Origin of the sequence: Escherichia sp. MOD1-EC6842 (genome assembly GCF_002965705.1) — a bacterium.
Classification (GTDB): Bacteria; Pseudomonadota; Gammaproteobacteria; order Enterobacterales; family Enterobacteriaceae; genus Escherichia; species Escherichia ruysiae.
The window spans coordinates 67,248-90,428 of record NZ_PTRF01000012.1; the positions used below are offsets into that span (position 1 = coordinate 67,248).

Annotated in this window: 22 protein-coding genes, 1 pseudogene and 1 other annotated feature; of the genes and pseudogenes, 6 read left to right on the forward strand and 17 right to left on the reverse strand. The window is 52.0% G+C overall.

Annotated elements, in window-relative coordinates; all coding sequences use genetic code 11:
• Positions 1-18: 18 nt before the first annotated feature.
• The gene (gene adeD / locus A7Z29_RS15340; RefSeq protein ID WP_001065765.1) at positions 19-1,785 is read left to right on the forward strand and encodes an adenine deaminase; all 1,767 of its coding nucleotides are present in this window, start codon (positions 19-21) and stop codon (positions 1,783-1,785) included.
• Positions 1,786-1,828: 43 nt separating this feature from the next.
• On the opposite strand, the gene uhpT is transcribed toward adeD, so the two are convergent.
• From uhpT to ivbL, 7 genes are all read right to left on the reverse strand, one after another.
• The gene (uhpT, locus tag A7Z29_RS15345; protein WP_000879190.1) at positions 1,829-3,220 is read right to left on the reverse strand and encodes a hexose-6-phosphate:phosphate antiporter; all 1,392 of its coding nucleotides are present in this window, start codon (positions 3,218-3,220) and stop codon (positions 1,829-1,831) included.
• 202 nt (positions 3,221-3,422) lie between these two features.
• Complete coding sequence (gene uhpC, locus A7Z29_RS15350; protein WP_010350496.1) at positions 3,423-4,742, reverse strand: MFS transporter family glucose-6-phosphate receptor UhpC; 1,320 nt, start codon at positions 4,740-4,742, stop codon at positions 3,423-3,425.
• Between the two features lie 9 nt (positions 4,743-4,751).
• Positions 4,752-6,260 (reverse strand): signal transduction histidine-protein kinase/phosphatase UhpB, encoded by a 1,509-nt coding sequence (gene uhpB, locus A7Z29_RS15355; protein ID WP_024212486.1) that lies wholly within the window; start codon positions 6,258-6,260, stop codon positions 4,752-4,754.
• The gene (gene uhpA / locus A7Z29_RS15360; protein WP_000633666.1) at positions 6,260-6,850 is read right to left on the reverse strand and encodes a transcriptional regulator UhpA; all 591 of its coding nucleotides are present in this window, start codon (positions 6,848-6,850) and stop codon (positions 6,260-6,262) included. The genes uhpB and uhpA overlap by 1 nt, the downstream gene beginning before the upstream one ends.
• Before the next feature lie 73 nt (positions 6,851-6,923).
• On the reverse strand, positions 6,924-7,214 hold the full coding sequence (ilvN, locus tag A7Z29_RS15365) for an acetolactate synthase small subunit (RefSeq protein ID WP_001181709.1): 291 nt from the start codon (positions 7,212-7,214) through the stop codon (positions 6,924-6,926).
• Between the two features lie 3 nt (positions 7,215-7,217).
• Positions 7,218-8,906 (reverse strand): acetolactate synthase large subunit, encoded by a 1,689-nt coding sequence (ilvB, locus tag A7Z29_RS15370; protein WP_000168413.1) that lies wholly within the window; start codon positions 8,904-8,906, stop codon positions 7,218-7,220.
• A gap of 104 nt (positions 8,907-9,010) precedes the next feature.
• Positions 9,011-9,109, reverse strand: a complete 99-nt coding sequence (gene ivbL / locus A7Z29_RS15375; protein WP_016159932.1) for an ilvB operon leader peptide IvbL — start codon at positions 9,107-9,109, stop codon at positions 9,011-9,013.
• A 562-nt stretch (positions 9,110-9,671) separates the two neighbouring features.
• Between ivbL and tisB the strand changes: the two genes are divergently transcribed.
• Entirely contained in the window at positions 9,672-9,761 is a 90-nt protein-coding gene (gene tisB, locus A7Z29_RS15395) for a type I toxin-antitoxin system toxin TisB (RefSeq protein WP_000060506.1), read from the forward strand.
• 282 nt (positions 9,762-10,043) lie between these two features.
• The gene (emrD, locus tag A7Z29_RS15405) at positions 10,044-11,228 is read left to right on the forward strand and encodes a multidrug efflux MFS transporter EmrD (RefSeq protein WP_024212485.1); all 1,185 of its coding nucleotides are present in this window, start codon (positions 10,044-10,046) and stop codon (positions 11,226-11,228) included.
• 6 nt (positions 11,229-11,234) lie between these two features.
• Here the strand turns inward: emrD and A7Z29_RS15410 are convergent, their stop codons facing one another.
• From A7Z29_RS15410 to ibpA, 6 genes are all read right to left on the reverse strand, one after another.
• On the reverse strand, positions 11,235-11,732 hold the full coding sequence (locus A7Z29_RS15410) for a radical SAM protein (protein ID WP_105290431.1): 498 nt from the start codon (positions 11,730-11,732) through the stop codon (positions 11,235-11,237).
• Positions 11,729-12,091, reverse strand: coding sequence for a DUF202 domain-containing protein (locus A7Z29_RS15415; RefSeq protein WP_001113440.1), 363 nt, complete (start codon positions 12,089-12,091; stop codon positions 11,729-11,731). Before A7Z29_RS15415 ends, A7Z29_RS15410 begins: the two co-directional genes overlap by 4 nt.
• Positions 12,081-12,428 carry a YidH family protein gene (locus A7Z29_RS15420; protein WP_000703955.1) on the reverse strand — a complete coding sequence of 116 codons (348 nt, stop codon included), beginning with the start codon at positions 12,426-12,428 and terminating at the stop codon, positions 12,081-12,083. The genes A7Z29_RS15415 and A7Z29_RS15420 overlap by 11 nt, the downstream gene beginning before the upstream one ends.
• A 149-nt stretch (positions 12,429-12,577) precedes the next feature.
• Positions 12,578-14,239 (reverse strand): putative transporter, encoded by a 1,662-nt coding sequence (locus tag A7Z29_RS15425; protein WP_105290432.1) that lies wholly within the window; start codon positions 14,237-14,239, stop codon positions 12,578-12,580.
• A gap of 195 nt (positions 14,240-14,434) precedes the next feature.
• Entirely contained in the window at positions 14,435-14,863 is a 429-nt protein-coding gene (gene ibpB, locus A7Z29_RS15430) for a small heat shock chaperone IbpB (RefSeq protein ID WP_001243431.1), read from the reverse strand.
• Positions 14,864-14,974: 111 nt separating this feature from the next.
• Entirely contained in the window at positions 14,975-15,388 is a 414-nt protein-coding gene (gene ibpA / locus A7Z29_RS15435) for a small heat shock chaperone IbpA (protein ID WP_001243437.1), read from the reverse strand.
• Positions 15,382-15,454 (reverse strand) — a sequence feature (ROSE (Repression Of Heat Shock gene Expression) occurs in the 5'-region of heat shock genes and acts as an RNA thermometer to modulate expression.). Its footprint overlaps the gene before it by 7 nt.
• Before the next feature lie 238 nt (positions 15,455-15,692).
• Here ibpA and A7Z29_RS15440 point away from each other — a divergent pair.
• On the forward strand, positions 15,693-16,025 hold the full coding sequence (locus A7Z29_RS15440) for a YceK/YidQ family lipoprotein (RefSeq protein WP_064732606.1): 333 nt from the start codon (positions 15,693-15,695) through the stop codon (positions 16,023-16,025).
• Here A7Z29_RS15440 and A7Z29_RS15445 read toward each other — a convergent pair whose 3' ends face one another.
• Entirely contained in the window at positions 16,026-17,240 is a 1,215-nt protein-coding gene (locus A7Z29_RS15445; protein ID WP_198599424.1) for a DUF3748 domain-containing protein, read from the reverse strand.
• A 100-nt stretch (positions 17,241-17,340) separates the two neighbouring features.
• Between A7Z29_RS15445 and cbrA the strand changes: the two are divergent.
• Together cbrA and A7Z29_RS15455 are read left to right on the forward strand one after the other, a co-directional pair.
• Positions 17,341-18,444: pseudogene (gene cbrA / locus A7Z29_RS15450) on the forward strand (colicin M resistance lipid reductase CbrA).
• A 53-nt stretch (positions 18,445-18,497) separates the two neighbouring features.
• Complete coding sequence (locus A7Z29_RS15455) at positions 18,498-19,154, forward strand: YidX family protein (RefSeq protein WP_105290434.1); 657 nt, start codon at positions 18,498-18,500, stop codon at positions 19,152-19,154.
• A gap of 43 nt (positions 19,155-19,197) precedes the next feature.
• Here A7Z29_RS15455 and yidA read toward each other — a convergent pair whose 3' ends face one another.
• From yidA to gyrB, 3 genes are all read right to left on the reverse strand, one after another.
• Positions 19,198-20,010, reverse strand: coding sequence for a sugar-phosphatase (gene yidA / locus A7Z29_RS15460; protein ID WP_105290435.1), 813 nt, complete (start codon positions 20,008-20,010; stop codon positions 19,198-19,200).
• Between the two features lie 114 nt (positions 20,011-20,124).
• A complete protein-coding gene (locus A7Z29_RS15465; protein ID WP_000522198.1) occupies positions 20,125-20,523 on the reverse strand; it encodes a YidB family protein in 399 nt (132 codons plus the stop codon).
• Between the two features lie 233 nt (positions 20,524-20,756).
• Positions 20,757-23,171 (reverse strand): DNA topoisomerase (ATP-hydrolyzing) subunit B, encoded by a 2,415-nt coding sequence (gyrB, locus tag A7Z29_RS15470; protein ID WP_000072054.1) that lies wholly within the window; start codon positions 23,169-23,171, stop codon positions 20,757-20,759.
• Positions 23,172-23,181: the final 10 nt, after the last annotated feature.

The window sequence follows — 23,181 nt, forward strand, 5'->3', positions numbered from 1 at the left end:
AATCAAAATGAGAAAAACATGAATAATTCTATTAGCCATAAATTTCATTACATTAGTCGGAGCGAATACCAGGAATTGTTAGCCGTATCCCGTGGCGAAGCCGTTGCCGATTATATTATTGATAATGTCTCTATTTTGGATCTGATCAATGGCGGAGAAATTTCCGGCCCGATTGTGATTAAAGGGCGTTACATTGCTGGTGTTGGCGCAGAATACGTCAACGCTCCGGCTTTGCACCGAATTGATGCTAACGGCGCAACGGCAGTACCAGGATTTATTGATGCTCACCTGCATATTGAATCCAGCATGATGACGCCAGTCACCTTTGAAACCGCCACCCTGCCACGCGGCCTGACAACTGTTATTTGCGATCCCCATGAAATCGTCAATGTCATGGGCGAATCCGGATTCGCCTGGTTTGCTCGCTGCGCAGAACAGGCAAAGCAGAATCAGTATTTGCAAGTCAGCTCTTGCGTACCCGCACTGGAAGGCTGCGATGTAAACGGCGCCAGTTTTACTCTCGAACAGATGCTCGCCTGGCGAGATCACCCGCAGGTTACCGGCCTCGCGGAAATGATGGACTACCCTGGCGTAATTAGCGGGCAGGATGCGCTGCTCGATAAACTGGACGCGTTTCGCCATCTGACGCTGGACGGTCACTGCCCCGGTTTAGGCGGTAAAGAACTTAACGCCTATATTGCTGCCGGTATTGAAAACTGCCATGAGAGCTATTTGCTGGAAGAAGGCCGTCGGAAATTACAACTCGGCATGTCGTTGATGATCCGCGAAGGATCCGCTGCCCGCAACCTCAACGCGCTGGCTCCGTTAATCAACGAATTTAATAGCCCGCAATGTATGCTCTGTACCGATGACCGTAACCCGTGGGAAATCGCCCATGAAGGGCATATCGATGCCTTAATTCGCCGCCTGATCGAACAGCACAATGTGCCGCTGCATGTGGCATATCGCGTCGCCAGTTGGTCAACAGCGCGCCATTTTGGTCTTAATCATCTCGGTTTACTGGCGCCCGGCAAGCAGGCCGATATCGTCCTGTTAAGTGATGCGCGTAAGGTCACGGTGCAGCAGGTACTGGTGAAAGGCGAACCGATTGACGCGCAAACCTTGCAAGCACAAGAGTCGGCGAGACTGGCGCAATCCGCCCCACCGTATGGCAATACTATTGCTCGCCAGCCGGTTTCCGCCAGCGACTTTGCCCTACAATTTACGCCCGGAAAACGCTATCGAGTCATTGACGTTATCCATAATGAGCTGATTACGCACTCCCGCTCCAGCGTCTATAGCGAAAATGGTTTTGATCGCGATGATGTGTGCTTTATTGCCGTGCTTGAGCGTTACGGGCAACGACTGGCTCCGGCCTGTGGTTTGCTTGGGGGCTTTGGTCTGAATGAAGGTGCACTGGCTGCGACGGTTAGCCATGACAGCCATAACATTGTGGTGATCGGTCGTAGTACGGAAGAGATGGCGCTGGCGGTAAATCAGGTGATTCAGGATGGCGGCGGGCTGTGTGTGGTGCGTGACGGTCAGGTGCAGAGCCATCTACCGTTGCCCATTGCCGGCCTGATGAGCACCGACACGGCGCAGTCGCTGGCGGAGCAAATTGACGCCCTGAAAGTTGCCGCCCGCAAATGTGGTTCGTTACCGGATGAACCGTTTATTCAGATGGCGTTTCTTTCCCTGCCAGTGATCCCCGCGTTGAAACTGACCAGCCAGGGGTTGTTTGATGGCGAGAAGTTTGCCTTCACTACGCTGGAAATTGCGGAATAAAAAAATGCCCGGCGTCATGCCGGGCAAAAGTCACCAGTTACGTTTATGCCACTGTCAACTGCTGAATTTTTTTCTCGCGGCGGATTTTGCGTTCTTCCATCACCGCGACTATCGCCATCAGACAGATACAGCCAATTGCGGCGATATCCAGCGCGGCGAAGGTTCCAGCCCAGCCGGTGAGGCCGAATACCGGAGTACCATCGGCAATCATCCCCAGACCTAACTTGGCAAAGCTGTCACCAATCAGGTAGGCGAAGGTGCCTTTAATCCCGTCGGCAGCGCCGATCGCTTTTTTCGGTACAAAGCCAACAGCCGCCACGCCAATCAACAGTTGCGGACCAAATACCAGGAAACCTAATGCAAAGAGAGAAGCCAGGTAGATATATTGATTGCTGGCGTGCTGATACACACCGAGTGTCGCGATAATCAGCGCCAGCGCGATGCAGGCTACCAGGCCACGGCGACCGTTCGCCAGGTCAGAGAGCCAGCCCCACAGCAGAGTACCGACCAGTGCGCCTGCTTCAAACAGCGTAAAGCCCTGAATCGCCACCGCTTTAGAGAGTTTCAGTTCCTGGAACGCGTATACGGTTGACCACTGGTCGATACCAATACGCACCACGTACAGGAAGATGTTGGCGAAGCACAGCAGCCAGATCACTTTGTTTTTCAGCACATACTCAACAAAGATCTGCCACTTGGTCATATCCGTGGATTCCGTCTCTTTGTCCTCTTCGCTGATCTCTTCACCAAACAGTTCTTCGGCTTTACCGAGGCCATACGCTTCAGGGGAGTCACTGCCGTAACGCAGGCCGATAAAACCGACAATCAGCGCGATAATCGACGGGAAAATAAACATGCCGATCACATGACCGTCGAACAGGTAATTTGCGCCGAACAGCGCCACACCCGCCGCGCCCGCACCGCCGAGGTTGTGGGAAATGTTCCAGAAACCGAGAAACGTCCCGCGCTTACGACGCGGCGTCCATTTGGTGATGGTGGAATAACTGCATGAGCCGCCAGTACTCTGGAAAAAGCCGCTTAAGGCGTAAAACGCAATCATCAGGAACAGGCTAACCGAGCCGCTGCCCATACTGGCGCTGAAGCCCAGCATACAAATGGCAGAGAGGATCAGCATGAAAGGCAGGAACTGTTTGGTGTTTTTGCCGTCGGCGTAGTAGGAGACCAGCGTTTTACCCACGCCATAAGTGATGGAGAAGCCCAGGCCGATCATCCCCAACTGCGTCATGCTCAACCCGTAAGTGGAGATCATGTCGTTCTGCGCAATGTTAAAGTTCTTGCGAATCAGATACATCGTCAGGTAGCCAATAAAGACCACCAAGTAGGATTGCATGAACGGTTTGAACCACATTTTGCGCCGCACTTCGAGCGGAAGATCCAGAGTCGGCTTGCGAACCTGGTTGAGGAAAGCCAGCATGGGTTACTCCTGATTTCCCATCATTCTTCAAGCCGCAGGTGCTTTAGCTGCATGTATTCCTGCAACTTGAATTAATTGGGGAAAGAATTAATGAATGATGGCATTGTAAAAATCAGCAGCCAATCAGGCCTGAGATAGTGTCCAGGCAAAACCTGGAAAATTTCTTAGTTTTGCCGGATATGAGGTAAAAAGGTGAGATGTATCACGCTTCGCGCGGTGCCTGAGCATTCAAAAAGGGCAGTAATAGCAAGGCCGAGATCCCGGCGGCAATGGAGATAACCACAAAAAAACCGCTCCAGTGCCAGGTATCGAGCACTTTCGCCAGCGGCCAACCAGCAAGCGACGCCCCCAGGTAAGCAAACAAGCCGACAAACCCCGTCGCCGCCCCTGCCGCTTCTTTGTGGGAACACTCTGCTGCTGCCATACCGATTAACATCTGTGGGCCAAAAACAAAAAAACCAATGGTGAAGAAGCAAGTCGCCTGCATCACGTAGCTGGCAAACGGCATTAGCCACAGCGAGCCGACTGATAGCAAAATCCCGGCGGCGAAAATCAAATTCATCGGCCCACGGTTGCCGTTAAACAGTTTGTCCGAACCCCAACCGGCAACCAGCGCACCGATAAATCCGCCCAGTTCAAACATCGTCACCGCTGTATTCGCCGTGACCAGATCGACGCCCAGCGTCTCGGACATGTACAAGTTGCCCCAGTCGTTGATCGCTGCGCGAACCACGTAGACCAGCACGTAGCAGAACGAAAGCAACCAGATATACGGATTCAGCAACACATATTTGGTGAGGATCTCTTTACGCGTCAGCCCTGCTCCTTCCTGCTGCTGGGCGACCTCCAGCGCGTCGTGCCGCCATTCGCCGACCGCCGGTAAACCTAATGCCTGCGGGCGATCGCGCAGTCGCCAGCAAAGAAAAATCCCCACGACTATCGCCATACAACCGGCAACCATCATCCCGATACGCCAGCTGTAATGCAGCGCAACTGCCGCCATCACAATAGGGATCAACGCGCCGCCAACGTTATGCGCCGTGTTCCATAACGCCCACCAACCGCCGCGCTCGGTACGTGAATACCAGGCGGTTAACAGCCGCGCACAAACCGGCGAACCCCAGCCCTGGAAAAAAGCGTTCAACACCCAGAGCACGGCAAACGCCCATAGCGAAGTGGAAAATCCAAACAGAATGTTGATGATGCCAGTCGCAATAAGCCCCATCCCCATAAAATAACGCGCATTTGAGCGGTCGCTGACAATGCCGGAAACAAACTTCGACAAACCGTAGGTGATGTAAAACAGGGTTGCTAACAGGCCGATATCGCTACGACTTAGCACGCCAGTGGCAAGGATTTCTGGCATAGCGGCGTTAAAACTCTTACGCGTGAAATAAAACAGCGCATAGCCCAACCAAATTGTCAGCAAAATATGCCGACGCCAGTAACGATAGCGGGCATCAATTTCACGTTTATCGCTTATTAGCGGCGCGTCGGCAGGTGCTTTCAGGAACTGCAACATCATCAAGCCTTACACATAACGTTGGGGTAGAGAGACACTGACGCGCGTGCCGTGCAGACAGGATATGGTCAAGGTGCCGCCCAACGCCGTTACGCGCTCGCGCATTCCGGTGAGACCAAAACCGTGCTGCCCTGAATCTGGCGGCAAACCGCTACCATCGTCGTCAATCACCAGCATTAATCGCTCATCCTGCTGCCAGCCTTGCAGCGTGACCGCACTGGCATCGGCATGTTTCACAATGTTGTTCAGCCCTTCCTGGCAGACACGAAACAGCGTCACACGCTGGTTTTCACTTAATGCTGATTCATCTATCCGCCATTCAAGATGACTGACAATGCCGCGACCTTCCAGCTCCATTTCTCGCATCAATGAACGGATAGCCTGCTCCAGGGTGAGATCATCCAACTGGCGCGGACGTAACCGTCCTAATAAGCGGCGCACCGCGTCGTAAACGCCCAGCGACAGTTGTTCGATTAACTGCCCGCTCTGCTTCACGCTGGCGTTATCTGCCGCCAGCCGCTGAACAATGCCCGCCTGAGTACGAATGGCGGTGATGGTCTGACCGATATCGTCGTGCAGTTCACGCGCCACATCGCGGCGCACGCTCTCTTCGGTTTCCAGCAAACGTTCGGCAAGATGCTGATTGCGTGCCAGCTCCTTTTGCAGCGACTGGTTAAGTTCACGCAACCGCTGGATGCCTGCGCCCAGTAACAGCCCTGTCAGACTTTGCACCAAAAGCGAGAGCAATAAATCTACCGGATGATCGCGCCATGTCTGGCTGGCAATCAGTGCAATGGCATTCATCAACGTCGCAATCAGCGCCCCTTGCCAACCATAGTGCCAGGCCAGAGCGATAATCGGCAGCGCCAGGCAGAATGGCGTAAAACGCGACAGTTCGTTCGGCAGTCCCAATTGCAGCCAGAGGCTGATAACAAACAGCAGCAAGTACCAAATCAGATGCCGCCCGCGCCAGTTTATCGGCTGAGAAACCAGCGACGGCCCTAGCGGCAGCCAGGTGTTATTAGCCAGGTAGTGCCAGAACACAAGGCAAACAGGAGCCAGCGTCAGACCACCTGTTAAGGTTAATAACAGCGCGTTCCACGATTCGTTACCATACCCGTGCCAAAGCCAGGGCAGCGACTGTAACAACGCTGCCGCCGTTAACGCAGCCCCCTGTAACAACAATGTGCGCCAGTCGCGCTGATGGCGAAAGCGGGAAATCAACGCCACGGGCAGTAACGTCAATAAACTACCGATCATCAATAACGGAAAATGCGTTAACCCGACAGCCTGCGTCAGCCAGTAAATCAGCAGCCATTCCGCGCCCAGCAACACGGGCCAGTATCCGCGCGGGCATTGCAACATCAGCCCCAGTCGCACACCAAACGGAAACAGCAATACCGCCAGATCCGGTCGTTCAACCAGATGCAGGCTAATACTCCACAGGCAAAACCATGCGGCAGAGAAGATAAAAAAGCAGGAAATTACAGTATTTAAGCGGGAGAAAAATGTCTTCATCACCAGCCATCAAACATGCGGCGAGCCAGTTCAACATCGTTACTGACGCCCAGTTTGTCCATCAGATTAGCGCGATGTACGTGCACAGTTTTCGGCGACAAACCCAGTTCGGCGGCAATCTCTTTCACCGCCATCCCTTGCGCCAGCTTTTCCGCTACCTGACGTTCGCGTTTGGTCAGCGGATCCTGACGACCGGATGCCAGTTTAATAGCGATATCTGGCGTCAGATAACAGCCGCCCGTGGCAACGGTATGCACCGCAGCGATCAGTTCGTCCGGGCTACAGCGTTTGGAGAGAAAGCCGCGTGCCCCCGCATTGAGCGCCTGTTCAACCAGCGCCGGACTGTCGTGAACGGAGAGCATAATTGTCGCCATGCCTTTCGGTAGTTGGCTTAGCAGCTCCAGACCGGAAATATCCGGCATAGAGATGTCGCAAATACACACCTGCACACCGCGCCCTGGCAACCCGGCCAGCGCCTCGCGCCCCGAACCAAACTCGGCAACTACCTGCAAATCAGGTTCCAGCCCCAGCAACTGCGCAAAGCCGGAGCGGACGATAAGGTGATCGTCTATAAGGGCAACGGTTATCATGGTCTTGTCCTGGCGGGTAAAAAAAACGCGCTTACCTTAACGATAAGCGCGCCGCTGTTCAAGCCTTGAGCGGTTACTGAAAGAACACAGCAATCTTGTTAAACATGGTCGGGTCGGACTGATTACGCTGCACTTTTACCACATCTTCCAGTTTGTCTATCTGGCTTATCATCTGCTCCAGCCGCTGATCATCATTCACCAGTAGCCAGATATGGCTTTTGTCGCTGTCCTGAACAGGCAGACAGAGAATGCCCTCAACGTTAAAGGCGCGGCGGGCAAAAAGCCCACAAACGTGGGTCATTACACCAGGATGGTTGCGAACGGTGAGTTCCAGAATCACGTTGTCATGAGTTGTATTTTGCATGGTTTATTCCCCCACCATTTCAGTATTCGCCGCACCTGGCGGCACCATCGGGTAAACTTTTTCTTCCGCATCAATCCGTACATGGATCAGTGCCGGACCAGGGCGATTAATCATTTCCTGCAATGCGGCCTGCGGATCGGCTTCGTTATTCAAATCACACGTTTCGAGGCCGAATCCGGCGGCAATCTGCATAAAGTTGATTTTGCCCGGATAAGTGGCAGCAAAAACACCCTGCTTGTAGAACAGACTTTGTTGCTGATGCACCAGCCCCAGAGCTTCGTTGTTCATCAGAATGATTTTGACATCAAGCTGGTTTTCGCTGGCGGTGGCCATCTCCTGAATATTCATCATCAGACTGCCGTCACCGGAAAAACACAACACTTTGCGATCGGGGTTCGCCAGCGCCGCGCCAATCGCCGCAGGCAGGCCGAAGCCCATCGTACCCAGCCCACCGGAGGTCAGCCACTGACGTGGGCGATTGAGCGGATAGGCCTGCGCCGTCCACATCTGATGCTGACCAACATCAGTGGTAATAATCGCGTTGTCATCCACGCAGGCGGCAACGGCATTAATCAGGCCGTAATGTGTTAACGGATCGCACGCTTTTGGAATTGGACACGGGTATTCGCGCTGTAAATCAGCCACCAGTTGATGCCACTCTGCTCGCGGCTGGGCTTCCACCTGCGGGATCAGTTGCGCCAGCACGTCATCGACATCCGCCTGTATCGCCACATGCGGTTGCTTCACTTTACCCAGCTCTGCGCGGTCAATATCCACATGGATGATTTTGGCGTTCGGACAGAACTCCTCCGTTTTGCCAATCGCCCGGTCATCAAAACGTGCTCCGAGAACAATCAGCAGATCCGCCTCCTGCAAGATATAGTTGGTGCTGCGCACACCGTGCATCCCCAGCATACCCAGCGACAGTGGATGCGCTTTCGGCAACATGCCCAGCGCCATTAAGGTCATGGTGGTGGGCAACTGGGCTTTCTCTGCCAGTTCACACACCCGTGCAGGCGCGTTAATGACACCGCCCCCCAGATAAAGCACCGGGCGTTTGGCGGCGTTAATCATTGCCGCAGCGTCACGAACGCTTTCTTCGCTAAAGGTGGGGGCGGCGGCTTTTTCTGCCATAACAGGTTGTTCTTCAATCTCAAAAACCGCTGTTTGCACATCCTTAGGAATGTCTATCCACACCGGGCCAGGACGGCCTGATTGCGCAATGCGGAAGGCATCGCTCATGACCTGCGGGAGTTCTTCGATATGTCTGACCAGATAGTTATGTTTGGTGATGGGGATAGAGATGCCGTAGGTATCGACTTCCTGGAAAGCGTCGGTGCCAATCATTGAGGCAGGAACCTGACCGGTGATGCAAATCAGCGGGATAGAGTCCAGCCGCGCATCGGCAATGGCAGTCACCAGATTAGTCGCCCCCGGCCCACTACAGGCCATGCAAACTGCGGGTTTGCCGTCGGTACGCGCCATCCCCTGGGCGATAAATCCCGCGCCTTGTTCGTGACGAGCCAGAATATGGCGGATTTGCGTGCTTTGGCTTAAGGCGTCATAGACAGGGAGAATCGAGCCGCCAGGTATCCCCGTCACAATCTTAATGCCCTGCTGTTCCAGAAAATGAACGATAAATTCTGCGCCAGTAAAACGCTTGCGTGTCGATATTATGCCCGAACTTGCCATACTCCAGTCCTTTTCTTCTGAGCCGACTTTCCGGGGGCGCTTAAACGAAAAACCCCGCCCGGTTTGCGCCGGCGGGGTTTTGGAATCGTGTGTTGTTCCAGTCCCTACGGCGCATTGCCGACGACCACCACCACACGCACGACGACCACTGCGGCGGATGGCGCAGTTGGTAGTAGTTTTGCGTTGAGCATGGAAATAGTCATTGGGGACCTTGTTGGTTTTGTGTTTAACAATATTTATACAAGCACAGGTTTACAGGGGAGACAATGGAAAATTTTTCATCAAAGGAAAATTGAGGGATTGATCACGTTTTGTACTGAATCGCAGGTAACAAAAAACCCCGCCGGAGCGAGGTTTCGTCAGCCGCTCGCGGCTGGTAACCGCAAAGCACACTGTATTATGTCAACACTGAAAGTATACGTGTTCCGCATAGAACACGCAATTTCGGCACGAATTTTGACTTTTTTAACGCATAGTCGAGTATCGATCACAGTTTGCAATTTGTCCAAAAATTACTGTTTATTTATACAGTGCACTTCTATAATATCACTGTACGCAATGTGTTATGCGGGGCCGCATCGTTACCCGGCGCACTAAGTCCTGGCTGAAACGGGTGGTGCCGTCAGCGCCTTAACCCCGCGTGAGCACACTGTGTTATGTCAACAGCACAACGTTTCTCCTTGAGAGACCGCGTGCACAACAGCTGGCAACAGGCAGCGGAAAGGTACGTCGGCTGGTAGTGCTCCTGAACCACAGGAGACGCGTATGAGCCTGGTGGATATCGCCATTCTTATCCTCAAACTCATTGTTGCAGCACTGCAACTGCTTGATGCTGTTCTGAAATATCTTAAGTAATTCAGATTCAAGCCGCACTAAAGGGGAGCGGGAAACCGCTCCCCTTTTATATTCTGCTTGCAAATGGGTGTCGGACGCGATGCTGGCGGATGTGGCGTTAAGGTTTTATCCCTATTCCGGCAACATTTATTGCCGCTTTTGTTTATATATTCTGCCGTTTTTCTTATTACTATTCCTCATATATATCTGGCTAACATTTATCAATGTGATAGATTTCTCTCCCGCATTTATTCGAATGCGTAGTAACTTATTCTAAATATATTTTTATAAGCGTCTGTGATAATGAAAAGGCATAGAAACGTCAATTTATTATTGATGTTGGTATTACTCGTGGCCGTCGGTCAGATGGCGCAAACTATTTATATTCCTGCTATTGCCGATATGGCGCGCGATCTCAACGTCCGTGAAGGGGCGGTGCAGAGCGTAATGGGCGCTTATCTGCTGACCTACGGTGTCTCACAACTATTTTATGGCCCAATTTCCGACAGGGTAGGTCGCCGCCCGGTGATCCTCATCGGAATGTCCATTTTTATGTTAGCAACGCTGGTTGCGGTCACCACCTCCAGCCTGACGGTATTGATTACTGCCAGCGCAATGCAAGGGATGGGAACCGGTGTCGGTGGTGTGATGGCGCGTACATTGCCGCGTGATTTGTATGAACGGACACAGCTACGCCACGCTAATAGCATGTTAAATATGGGTATTCTCGTCAGCCCTTTGCTCGCACCACTCATTGGCGGTCTACTGGATACCATGTGGAACTGGCGAGCCTGTTACCTGTTTTTACTGGTGCTTTGTGCTGGTGTGACCTTCAGTATGGCACGCTGGATGCCAGAAACGCGCCCTGTCGATGCACCGCGTACGCGTCTGCTCACCAGCTATAAAACGCTCTTTGGAAATGGTGGTTTTAACTGCTATTTACTGATGCTGATTGGCGGTCTGGCAGGGATTGCCGCTTTCGAAGCCTGTTCTGGGGTGCTGATGGGCGCAGTATTAGGGCTGAGCAGTATGACAGTCAGTATTTTGTTTATTCTGCCAATTCCAGCGGCATTTTTCGGTGCATGGTTTGCCGGACGCCCGAATAAACGGTTCTCTTCGTTGATGTGGCAGTCCGTTATCTGTTGCCTGCTGGCAGGACTGATGATGTGGATCCCCAGCTGGTTTGGCGTAATGAGTGTCTGGACACTGCTCGTTCCCGCAGCATTGTTCTTTTTCGGTGCCGGGATGCTGTTTCCGCTGGCAACCAGCGGCGCGATGGAGCCTTTCCCCTTCCTGGCGGGCACGGCTGGCGCACTGGTCGGCGGTCTGCAAAACATTGGTTCCGGCGTGCTGGCGTCGCTCTCCGCGATGCTGCCGCAAACCGGCCAGGGAAGCCTGGGGCTATTGATGACCTTAATGGGAATGTTAATTGTGCTGTGCTGGCTGCCGCTGGCGACGCGGATGTCGCAGCAGGGACAGCCCGTTTAACTTACGTCACCACAGCATCGTCATCAGCTCCACAGGAGAACGATGCTGCTTTATCAAGTCGCGCATTACCCGCATGTGCGGCGCGGAGTGGGAATAAAAAGCCTGATAGCCAGCACAAAGTACCTTATCCGGCTGACCATCCCCGGCATGAGGGCAAAGGAGATACCAGTCACACTCCTGACACCCCCTCTGTGGTTGTTGGCTTTCGTTCCCGCACCATTTTTGCAGCGTGACATCAAAAAGCTCGATTGATATACGACTGATATCTGTCCGCACCCAACACTCGAACAGGGCGATTAAAAATTGTCCCCATAACTCGGTTGTCACCGACGCTGCCGTCAGCTCGCCTCGGTCATTAAATTCTATATGGGGAATGAGTTGCACGGCGCGGATGCCCCTCTGTTTTAAATTCTTATAAAAATCATCTGGTTGTAATGTATCTTTATACTCTACAACCAGTTTATGCCTGTCCTCTTTAGCATCTATAACCTGACTTCCTGTCATGTGATTCTCTCAATTAATACGATAAGTTGGTGTATATGCGTAACAGCAAACAGTATTGCGAGAGATAACACCGCGAGGGAGATCATAAATTTGTCACGGATTACGCAAATTTGGGAAAAATCGCTATTAGCCACATCCATTAAATTACGATTTCGTGTATAGCGCCAGAGGATTAGTGCCACAAGGGCGAGGATGCCAATAGAAATCCAGAACAATATGCCTGACTGGTGCCAGTTATGTTTGATTGCCAGCGCCATCAACGCACCGTAGCCCAGCATGGTACGAAACCATGCCAGCGATGTGCGTTCCGGCTGAAGGCCTGGGTCGGCAATCCGTCTGGCTTTGCGGCTATCCGGCATACAACACCAGTCCCATAACGATCACCGCCACGATCATCAATATTAAGCTAATGATTAATAAGCTGTTGGTGTAAGGTAAATCTTCTTTCAGACGCATCGCTTTTTCATTGCGTAACCAGCGCAGGTAGCCATACATTGCCAGTCCGCCAGAGAATAAGCATAGCAATAACGCCAGCAGCTCGCGAATGACGGGCGTGGCGAAGTCTGGCGCAAGTTGATCCAGCCCCACACCTGCTGCCAGAAACCCTAATGCAGTACGAATCCACGCCAGAAATGTACGTTCATTAGCCAACGAAAAGCGGTAATCAGGCGCTTCTCCGAGGCGGGAAATTTTCATTGTTGCTCCTTTGCAATTTCACAATAGCGATGTTTTATCCGTCTCTTTTTAGGAATTTCGGTTGATGTTTTCTTTCCTGACCGGCGGCTCGATGATGTTCAGAAATACCAGGTGGAGTGCCATTTACGGCGACTCCACCCGGAAAAGAGTTAACCGATACTCCAGAAGAGCACCGCCAGTAATTGGGGGGTGATAATGCGCAGGAACATGACTAACGGATAGACCGTGGCGTAAGAGAGCGCCGCCGCACCGCTGGTAGGATGAAGATTATTGGCAAACGCCAGCGCCGGAGGATCGGTCATAGAGCCAGCCAACATCCCGCACATCGAGAGATAATTCATTTTGGCTAACATCCGCGCCAGAATGCCGACTGTAATCAGCGGAACAGCGGTGATCAGGGCACCATAACCAATCCAGCTTAGTCCTTCGCCATTGACCAGGGTATCGACAAAATTCCCACCGGATTTCAGACCCACTACCGAGAGGAACAGTACGATCCCCAGCTCCCGCAGCGCGAGGTTGGCGCTTGGTGGCATAAACCAGTACAGCTTGCCGATACTGCCAATACGCCCAAGGATCAGCGCCATAATCAGCGGCCCCCCCGCCAGCCCCAGCTTCAATGCCGCCGGGAATCCAGGCACAAACACGGGAATGGAGCCTAACAACACGCCAAGACCGATACCAATAAACACCGGTAACATCTGAACCTGTTGCAGTTTTTGCTGCGCATTACCTAATACATTGGCAACGGCATCAATAGCAGAAGGCCGCCCCACCAGGTTGAGGATATCGCCAAATTGCAGGCTAATATCGCCACTGGCGACCAGTTCAACCCCGGCACGGTTCAGGCGCGAGATAACAACGTCATAGCGTTCTTTAAAGTGCAGGTCGCGAATACGTTTACCGAGCACATTTTCATTGGTGACCACCACGCGTTCGACGCGCAAATCAGTGCCTTTCGTGGACAGCGAAGTATCGACCTCCTGACCAATCACCAGTTGCGCATTATGTAAATCCGCTGGCTGCCCCACCAGATGCAGCAAATCGCCCAGTTGGATAATGGTATCTGGCGAAGGTACTTTTAGGGTTTCTTCGCGTTTCAGACGCGAGCAGATAATTTTGTCGCCGTTGAGAATCGGTACATCTTTAATGGCTAAATCATGCAGGTTAGGGTTCTCAACGCGAATATTGATAGTCCTGATCAGCGCGCCGCCATTGGTGCGTGAAGACTCGTGCTGCTGGGCTTCTGTCTCGACATTGACGCGGAAAATAACCCGCAACATCCACATGGTGAACAAAATCCCGCAAATGCCGAATGGATACGCCATCGCGTAACTCATCCCCATCTGATCGACCATTTCCATTGGTGTACCCAGGTCGCGCAAGATCTGCTGCCCTGCCCCCAGTGCTGGCGTATTGGTTACCGCACCGGAGAAAATCCCCAGCACTACCGGCAGTGGAATATCAAACAGTTTATGCAGGATGGCGGTAACCAGACCACCGATGATGACGATCAGAACAGCAAACAGGTTGAGGCGTAATCCGGAGACGCGCAATGAGGCAAAGAAGCCCGGCCCTACCTGAATCCCGATAGTATAAACGAACAGGATCAGGCCAAATTCCTGAATAACATGCAGCATATCGCTACTTAATGTCATCCCCGCCTGAGAAACAAAATGGCCGACGATGATCCCACCAAACAGCACGCCGCCAATACCTAATCCTATGCCGCGAAATTTGACGTTGCCGATAAACAAACCGACGACTGCCACCAAAGCCAGAATACTGACCGTTAATGCTATATCACTCATCGTCCATTTCTCTTGAGATAACATTTTAATTGCTACGGATTATGGCTGAATCGGTGAAGCAGATTTGCCTTATGGCGCACATTATCACGGGAAAGAGAGTGCCGGAACATCTTAACCTGACGAAAATTAATACAGAGTTGAAGATGGTTAATAAAAAAAGCCCCACCAGGCTGGCGGGGCAAAAAGAATAGCTAATTAGCTATTTAACGCGGGACGTTCGCTGATAGCGATACGCTGCGCAGCGATGGGTTCAGGCTCATTACGAATTAAATCAATATGCAGCAAACCATTAACGAAGGTTGCGCCAGAGACTTCCATATTTTCAGCCAGCGTAAAGCTCAGACTAAATGGCTGATTCATAAGCCCTTGATGCAACCATTTTTTCTCTTCTTTTGGCTGCTCAGGCGTGCCTTTTACGCTCAGGCGCGTACCTTCCAGTTGAATCTCTAAATCTTCCTGACGGAAACCAGCCAACGCCAGGGTAATGCGGTAGTGGTTATCGTCGCTTTTCTCAATGTTGTACGGCGGGAAGCTCTGGCTTTCACCGGCGTTTTGCAATGCATTAGCCAGTTTGTCAAAACCGATCCATTGACGCATCAGTGGGGATAAATCGAAGTTACGCATAGTCATTTCTCCTTCTAAGAAGCGAGTAAGTACCTGCAAATCCGAAGATTCGCATATGCTCCCTGACGGCGAGCATGGAAATGTCAGGCCGCGCCTGGCGGCCTTAGAGAATTAGTTGATTTCGATACGGCGCGGTTTTTTCGCTTCCGGAATCACGCGTTCAAGATCGATATACAGCAGCCCGTTCACCAGGTTAGCGCCACGAACATGAATGTTCTCAGCTAACTGGAATTTGCGTTCGAAGTTGCGTTCTGCGATGCCCTGGTACAGATAGGTGCGCTCTTTTTGTTCGTCAGCATGGGCACCTTTCACCACCAACAGATTGTCCTGGGCGGTAATTTCCAGTTCACTCTCAGCAAACCCCGCGACAGCGATAGCAATGCGGTAATGGTTTTCGTCTACCAGCTCAACGTTATACGGAGGGTAGCCACCATTACTCTGGCTCTGGTTGTTTTCTAAGTGGTTAAACAAACGGTCAAATCCAATAGCAGAACGATAAAGCGGGGATAAATCAAAGTTACGCATAATCAATAGCTCCTGAAATCAGCGAGAATATAAGACCTTCCACAATGGACAGGTCGGGTAGCCAGAACACCCATCAGGCGCGTTCTCATCAGCTACGGTATAAAAATGGGTCTGGATATGCACTTTTCAAGCCTTTCCAACGGACTTTTTTTTGCAGTTTGTGGTCTATTGCATAGACTGGAGGACAGCACGAAACGTTAAAGTGCGATAGCCGCCACAGTGCGACATGATGATGATGTTATTTTCGGCAAGGGATCGCTATAACACATCATGCCAACACCCACGATTAACAGATGAATTTATTATGATAAGAAATGTGTTGTTAGCGTCCATGATATGCAGCGGAATGACATTACTCGGAGGATGCTCCAGCGTAATGTCCCATACCGGAGGTAAGGAGGGAACGTATCCCGGCACCCGCGCTAGTGTCACCATGATTGGCGATGACACAACAAACTGGGGAACCAAATCGCTGGCGATTCTCGATATGCCATTTACCGCAGTCATGGACACACTTTTGCTGCCGTGGGATGCGTTCCGCAAAGACAGTTCGGTGCGCTCGCGCGTGGAAAAAAGCGAAGCCGACGCGCAAGCCATCAATGCCGTTATTCCACCAGCCAGAATGCCAGCGAACTGACTAGCGACCCGTTTCGGTGATCCACAGCTGACCTGCTTCCATCCACGCCAGCCATTTACCGTCCGGCGAGAAGACCACGGCGTCTGCCGAAGGTGGGTTGGCGTGATTATCAGTTAAATACTCAACTTCACCGCTTTGCGCATGTACGCAGGCAATGCGGTTATCCAGCACAACGCCCAGCCACTCTCCTGATGGATGCCAGTTAAATGCAGACTGGATATCCGTTTTGTTATGGGTTAACTGGCGCGGCTCGTCTCCCTGTGGCGAGATAAGCCACAGTTGCACAATGCCGTTATCATCACGCATTAAAAACGCGATTTGCGTACCCTGTGGATTACAGCGCACCCAGTGGCGCGGGACGTTGACTAACCCCGGATAAGCCCGATGGTGTGTAAAGGTTAAACGTCGCTGCACGACGCCACGCGGCGGCGCGGGCAGGGTCGATTCAGTTCCGCTTAACGGCGCATCACCTGCTGCTTTCCAGCCGTTTTCGTCTTGCGGCAACTCAACAATAAACAGCTCTGGTACTTTCTCGCCCTTTGGCGAAAGCGTGTCGCCAATAAATGCCAGCGCGTGATTTCCTACCCATCCCTCTTCATAAGCGCGATTGATTTCATCACTGCCAGGCTGCGGCGCGGGCGTAGTTTTACTCACCAGCACGCACCAGTGGCTACCGCTGTATTCACGCGGATGCTGCTTTTGTACGTTGACCGGGCCAAACGGTACGGCAACCCCGACGTTTCGCAAATCCAGCGCCGAATCGAGTTCATGCATTACATGGTCGTTATAGGTAAAACTCACCATTTCACCGTTCGGGCTAAAAACATGCACATGGCTGCCGCCGCGTAGCGCCCCTGGGGTGTACGGAACGGTAATATCCATTGCATCGAGATTACTCACCTTTCCACTTTCAACAATCACGCCACGGCGGTGATGGAAATCGTAATGCCATGTTTCATCAGGATTTTCAGGGCCGTGGATGAAGACATATTTCTCTGACTTCGGATGAACGGTCACCACGCCGACGTGTGCGCCCTGTGACGCCCGGTAGATAACCTCGACCTCGCCGGTATGGATATTCACGCGCTCAATGGTCTCGCCGGTAAACGACGCGCCAGAAGGACGCACATCAAACACCAGCCACTGGCTGTCGGGTGTCCAGGTATTGGTATTGGTGAGCAGGTGATTTCGTGAAGCGTTGGTGAGTTGTTTCATGGCGTGATCCTGATACAAAACGTTTCCCGCCATCATACTTCACAAGGACTTCACTTTCAGACAATAGTCTTTTGCCATCGTGATGAATGTGAGTAAAAAGATGGAACATTTCGACGTGGCGATTATTGGCCTCGGCCCGGCGGGGTCGGCGTTGGCGCGGCAGTTAGCAGGCAAAATGCAGGTGATCGCGCTGGATAAAAAGCACCAGTGCGGTACTGAAGGTTTCAGCAAGCCTTGTGGTGGTCTGCTGGCACCGGACGCGCAGCGTTCTTTTATTCGCGATGGACTGACGCTTCCTGTCGATGTGATCGCCAATCCGCAGATTTTCAGCGTCAAAACCGTCGACGTCGCCGCATCGCTCACGCGTAACTACCAGCGGAGCTATATCAATATTAATCGCCATGCCTTCGACTTGTAGATGAAGTCGCTGATCCCCGCCAGCGTTGAGGTTTACCACGACAGCCTGTGTCGAAAAATCTGGCATGAGGATGATAAATGGCATGTCATTTTTCGCGCAGACGGCTGGGAGCAGCATATTACCGCCCGTTATCTGGTGGGTGCCGATGGCGCAAACTCGATGGTGCGGCGACATCTTTATCCGGATCATCAGATTCGTAAATATGTCGCTATCCAGCAGTGGTTCGCAGAGAAGCATCCGGTGCCGTTCTACTCCTGCATCTTTGATAATGCGATAACCGACTGTTATTCATGGAGTATCAGCAAAGACGGTTATTTTATCTTTGGCGGTGCCTATCCGATGAAAGACGGTCAGGCGCGTTTCGCGGCGCTGAAAGAGAAAATGAACGCCTTTCAGTTCCAGTTTGGCAAAGCGGTGAAAAGTGAAAAATGCACGGTGCTGTTTCCCTCACGCTGGCAGGATTTTGTCTGCGGTAAGGACAACGCCTTTCTGATTGGTGAAGCGGCGGGATTTATCAGCGCCAGTTCTCTGGAAGGGATTAGCTATGCGTTGGACAGTGCGGAAATACTGCGTTCTGTGTTACTGAAGCAGCCAGAGAAGCTCAATGCCGCTTACTGGCGCGCCACCCGCAAATTGCGTTTAAAACTCTACGGCAAGATAGTAAAAAGCCGATGCTTGACTGCACCTGCCTTAAGAAAGTGGATTATGCGCAGTGGTGTGTCGCATATTTCGCAGATGAATTGCGCCGGGCACTATTCTGAAAGCAGGGTGCTTTATCCTAAATAAGTGAAAAGAAAGGTATGCTTGCAGCTGTTTCATTGTTGTTTAAAGGATTAATCATGATTTTGAATTTTAAGGGATTTTTTAAGGCTGCCAGTTTATGTTCTTTGGCATTCGCGTTGACCGGATGTATCACCTGGGGGTTGGTTTCCAATACCGCAGGCCGTCCACATGCCGAGCAATGGCGGTCAGATACGATTAAGGGTTTATCGCTGGCAGAGGATAGTAACGGTACGAAAGGCTATGTTTTTGTTGGTGAATCGTTGGACTATCTGTTGACCACCGGCGGCGGTGAGGTGGTTAAAATGCTGAACGATCCGGCAATTCATGGCGAAAGAATCACCGTTTCTGATAACGCGAAATTTATTTTAAGCAGCAGTAATAAGAATTTCTCTGGTGCTATTACGCTCTATTACGACTGGAACAACGAGGAAGATAAAGCTCTGGCGACACAATATGGCTTTGTGTGTGATTCTCTGCGTTGTACATGGATGCTGGACGGCCTGAAAGGCTCTATCCACCAGAAAAATAAAAAAGCGGATTACTCAAACGTGATGGTTTTCCATCAGCCCTTTACGGTGGGATTTTATGAGTACAAAACAACAAATGGCGTCCCGCGCGGACTCGCTAATGTACTGCTGCCAGTCACCATTACGCTGGATATTGTGACTTCACCACTCCAGTTCCTGATTTTATGCACGACCAGAAATTGTTAATCGCTGCGGGCAAACGCGTTTATGCTGTTTGCCCGCTTACTGATTAATTCAGCACATACTTTTCGATTGCAAACGCCACGCCATCTTCAAGGTTGGATTTAGTGACAAAGTTCGCCACTTCTTTCACCGAAGGAATAGCGTTATCCATCGCCACACCAACGCCTGCGTATTCAATCATTGCGATGTCGTTTTCCTGATCGCCAATCGCCATAATTTCTTCCGGTTTAATGCCAAGCACTTCCGCCAGCGATTTCACGCCAGTGCCTTTATTGACGCGTTTATCGAGGATTTCGAGGAAGTACGGCGCACTTTTCAGCACGGTGTATTTCTCTTTTACTTCCTGCGGAATGCGCGCGATGGCCTGGTCGAGGATGGCGGGTTCATCAATCATCATCACTTTCAGGAACTGGGGATCAGGGTTCATTTTCTCCGCCTCGCAGAACACCAGCGGAATGGTGGCAACAAATGATTCATGCACTGTGTAGTAGCTGATGTCACGGTTGGCGGTGTACAGCGTGGTGCGATCCAGCGCGTGGAAATGGGAACCGACTTCACGAGAGAGTTTTTCCAGGAAACGGTAGTCATCATAGCTCAGGGCTGTTTGCGCCACGGTGCTACCATCAGCGGCTTTCTGCACCAGCGCGCCATTGTAAGTAATGCAGTAGTCGCCCGGCTGTTCCATATGCAGTTCTTTCAGGTAGTTGTGAACGCCTGCATAAGGGCGCCCCGTCGTCAGTACGACATTCACGCCACGGGCGCGAGCTGCGGCAATCGCATTTTTAACGGCGGGTGAAATGGTGTGATCGGGCAGCAGAAGGGTGCCATCCATATCGATAGCAATGAGTTTGATAGCCATGAGTTCCCCAGGTAGATTGGTTCCTGACTCATGCTAACGCGATTCCGCTCAAAAATCAGTACAACACCCGAGGGAAAAGGGGGATGCAACGCGTGTTGCGTGCTCCCCTTTTGCTTAGCGGAAGAGTTTCCCTTTCAGCAACTCCATGCCTGCGGAAAGCAGATCGTTATTGGCTTGTGGTGACACTTCACCCTGCGGTGAAAGAGCATCAATAATCTTCGGCAATTGTTCCGCCAGTAAGCTGGAAGCAGCACGGGTATCTACGCCGAGTTTTTGCCCGAGATCGGACACCGCGTTTGTGCCGAGCGCCGACTCCAGTTGCTCGCCGCTCACCGGCTGATTGCCCTGTTGATTACTCAACCAGGTTGAGAGAATGGCACCTAAACCGCCACTTTGCAGTTTTTCCAGCAGCACCTGGATGCCCCCCTGCTCCTCAACCCAACTTAAAATCGCCTGATATTTTCCCGCATCGCCTTTCAGAAAGGCACCGACAACTTCATCAAAAAGCCCCATGATATTCACCTGTAAAGCGTTACGTGTTGACTCAAAAAGTATAGTTCTGCGGGATGATAATTGCGGATTGCAGAAATAAAAAGAGCGGAGATCATCTCCGCCCTTTTATTACTTATAGCTTCTTGCCGGATGCGGCATGAACGCCTTACCCGGCCCACAAAACATTGCAAATTCAATATATTGCAGAAGTTTCGTAGGCTTGATAAGCGTAGCGCATCAGGCACGCTCGCATTTTAAATATCGATATTCGCCGCTTTCAGGGCGTTTTCTTCGATAAACGCACGGCGCGGTTCTACGGCGTCGCCCATCAGCGTGGTGAACAATTGGTCGGCGGCAATCGCATCTTTAACGGTAACGCGCAGCATACGGCGGCTTTCCGGATCCATTGTGGTTTCCCACAACTGTTCCGGGTTCATCTCGCCCAGACCTTTATAACGCTGGATGGAGAGGCCGCGACGGGACTCTTTCACCAGCCAGTCCAGCGCCTGCTCGAAGCTGGCTACCGGCTGACGACGCTCGCCACGTTCGATAAACGCATCATCTTCCAGCAGACCGCGCAGTTTCTCGCCCAGCGTGCAGATACGACGATATTCGCCGCCGGTGATAAACTCGTGATCCAGCGGATAGTCAGTATCCACGCCGTGGGTACGCACGCGAACAATCGGCTCGAACAGGTTTTTCTCGGCATTGGTGTGGACATCAAACTTCCACTGGCTGCCGTGCTGTTCTTTGTCGTTCAGTTCGCTGACCAGCGCGTTCACCCAGCGGGTAACAGTCTGCTCGTCAGAGAGATCCGCTTCCGTCAGCGTCGGCTGATAGATAAGCTCTTTCAGCATTGCTTTCGGATAGCGACGTTCCATGCGAACGATCATTTTCTGCGCCGCATTGTACTCAGACACCAGTTTTTCTAACGCTTCACCAGCTAAAGCTGGTGCACTGGCGTTGGTATGCAAAGATGCACCATCCAGAGCGATAGAAATTTGGTACTGATCCATCGCTTCATCGTCTTTAATGTACTGCTCCTGCTTGCCTTTCTTCACTTTGTACAGCGGCGGCTGAGCAATGTAGACATGACCGCGTTCGATGATTTCCGGCATCTGACGATAGAAGAAGGTCAACAGCAATGTACGAATGTGCGAGCCGTCGACGTCCGCATCGGTCATGATAATGATGCTGTGATAACGCAGTTTGTCCGGATTGTATTCGTCACGACCAATACCACAACCAAGTGCGGTGATAAGCGTCGCCACTTCCTGGGAAGCAAGCATCTTATCGAAACGGGCTTTCTCAACGTTGAGGATTTTACCCTTCAGCGGCAGAATCGCCTGGTTCTTGCGGTTACGCCCCTGCTTCGCAGAGCCGCCCGCAGAGTCCCCTTCCACAAGGTACAGTTCGGAAAGCGCCGGGTCGCGCTCCTGACAGTCCGCCAGTTTGCCCGGCAGGCCAGCTAAGTCCAGCGCGCCTTTACGACGGGTCATTTCACGGGCGCGACGCGCAGCTTCACGCGCACGAGCGGCATCAATGATTTTGCCGACCACGATTTTCGCGTCGGTTGGGTTTTCCAGCAGGTATTCTGCCAGCAGTTCGTTCATCTGCTGTTCTACCGCCGATTTCACCTCAGAAGAAACCAGTTTGTCTTTGGTCTGGGAGGAAAATTTCGGATCCGGCACTTTCACGGAAACGACCGCAATCAGGCCTTCACGCGCATCGTCACCGGTGGCGCTGACTTTGGCTTTTTTGCTGTAGCCTTCTTTGTCCATGTAGGCGTTCAGGGTACGGGTCATCGCCGCACGGAAGCCTGCCAGGTGAGTACCGCCGTCACGCTGCGGAATGTTGTTAGTAAAGCAGTAGATGTTTTCCTGGAAGCCATCGTTCCACTGCAATGCCACTTCGACGCCAATACCGTCTTTTTCGGTGGAGAAGTAGAAGATATTCGGGTGGATCGGCGTTTTGTTCTTGTTCAGATATTCAACGAACGCCTTAATGCCGCCTTCATAGTGGAAGTGGTCTTCTTTGCCGTCGCGCTTGTCGCGCAGACGAATGGAAACGCCGGAGTTGAGGAACGACAACTCACGCAGACGTTTCGCCAGAATTTCATATTCAAACTCGGTCACATTGGTGAACGTTTCGAGGCTTGGCCAGAAACGAACCATAGTGCCGGTTTTATCAGTATCGCCGGTAACCGCCAGCGGTGCCTGCGGTACACCGTGCTCGTAGATCTGACGGTGAATTTTACCTTCACGCTGGATAACCAGCTCCAGTTTTTGCGACAGGGCGTTTACTACCGAAACACCAACGCCGTGCAGACCGCCGGACACTTTATAGGAGTTATCGTCAAATTTACCGCCCGCGTGCAGGACGGTCATGATCACTTCCGCCGCCGATACGCCCTCTTCCGGGTGAATACCGGTCGGAATGCCGCGCCCATCATCCTGTACAGAGACAGAGTTATCGGCGTGAATGGTGACGATAATTTCTTTACAGTGACCCGCGAGCGCTTCGTCGATAGCGTTATCTACCACCTCGAATACCATGTGGTGCAGACCGGTGCCGTCATCCGTGTCGCCGATATACATACCAGGGCGCTTACGCACCGCATCCAGCCCTTTCAGGACTTTGATACTGGAGGAGTCATAAGAATTCGACATCAACGTTTCT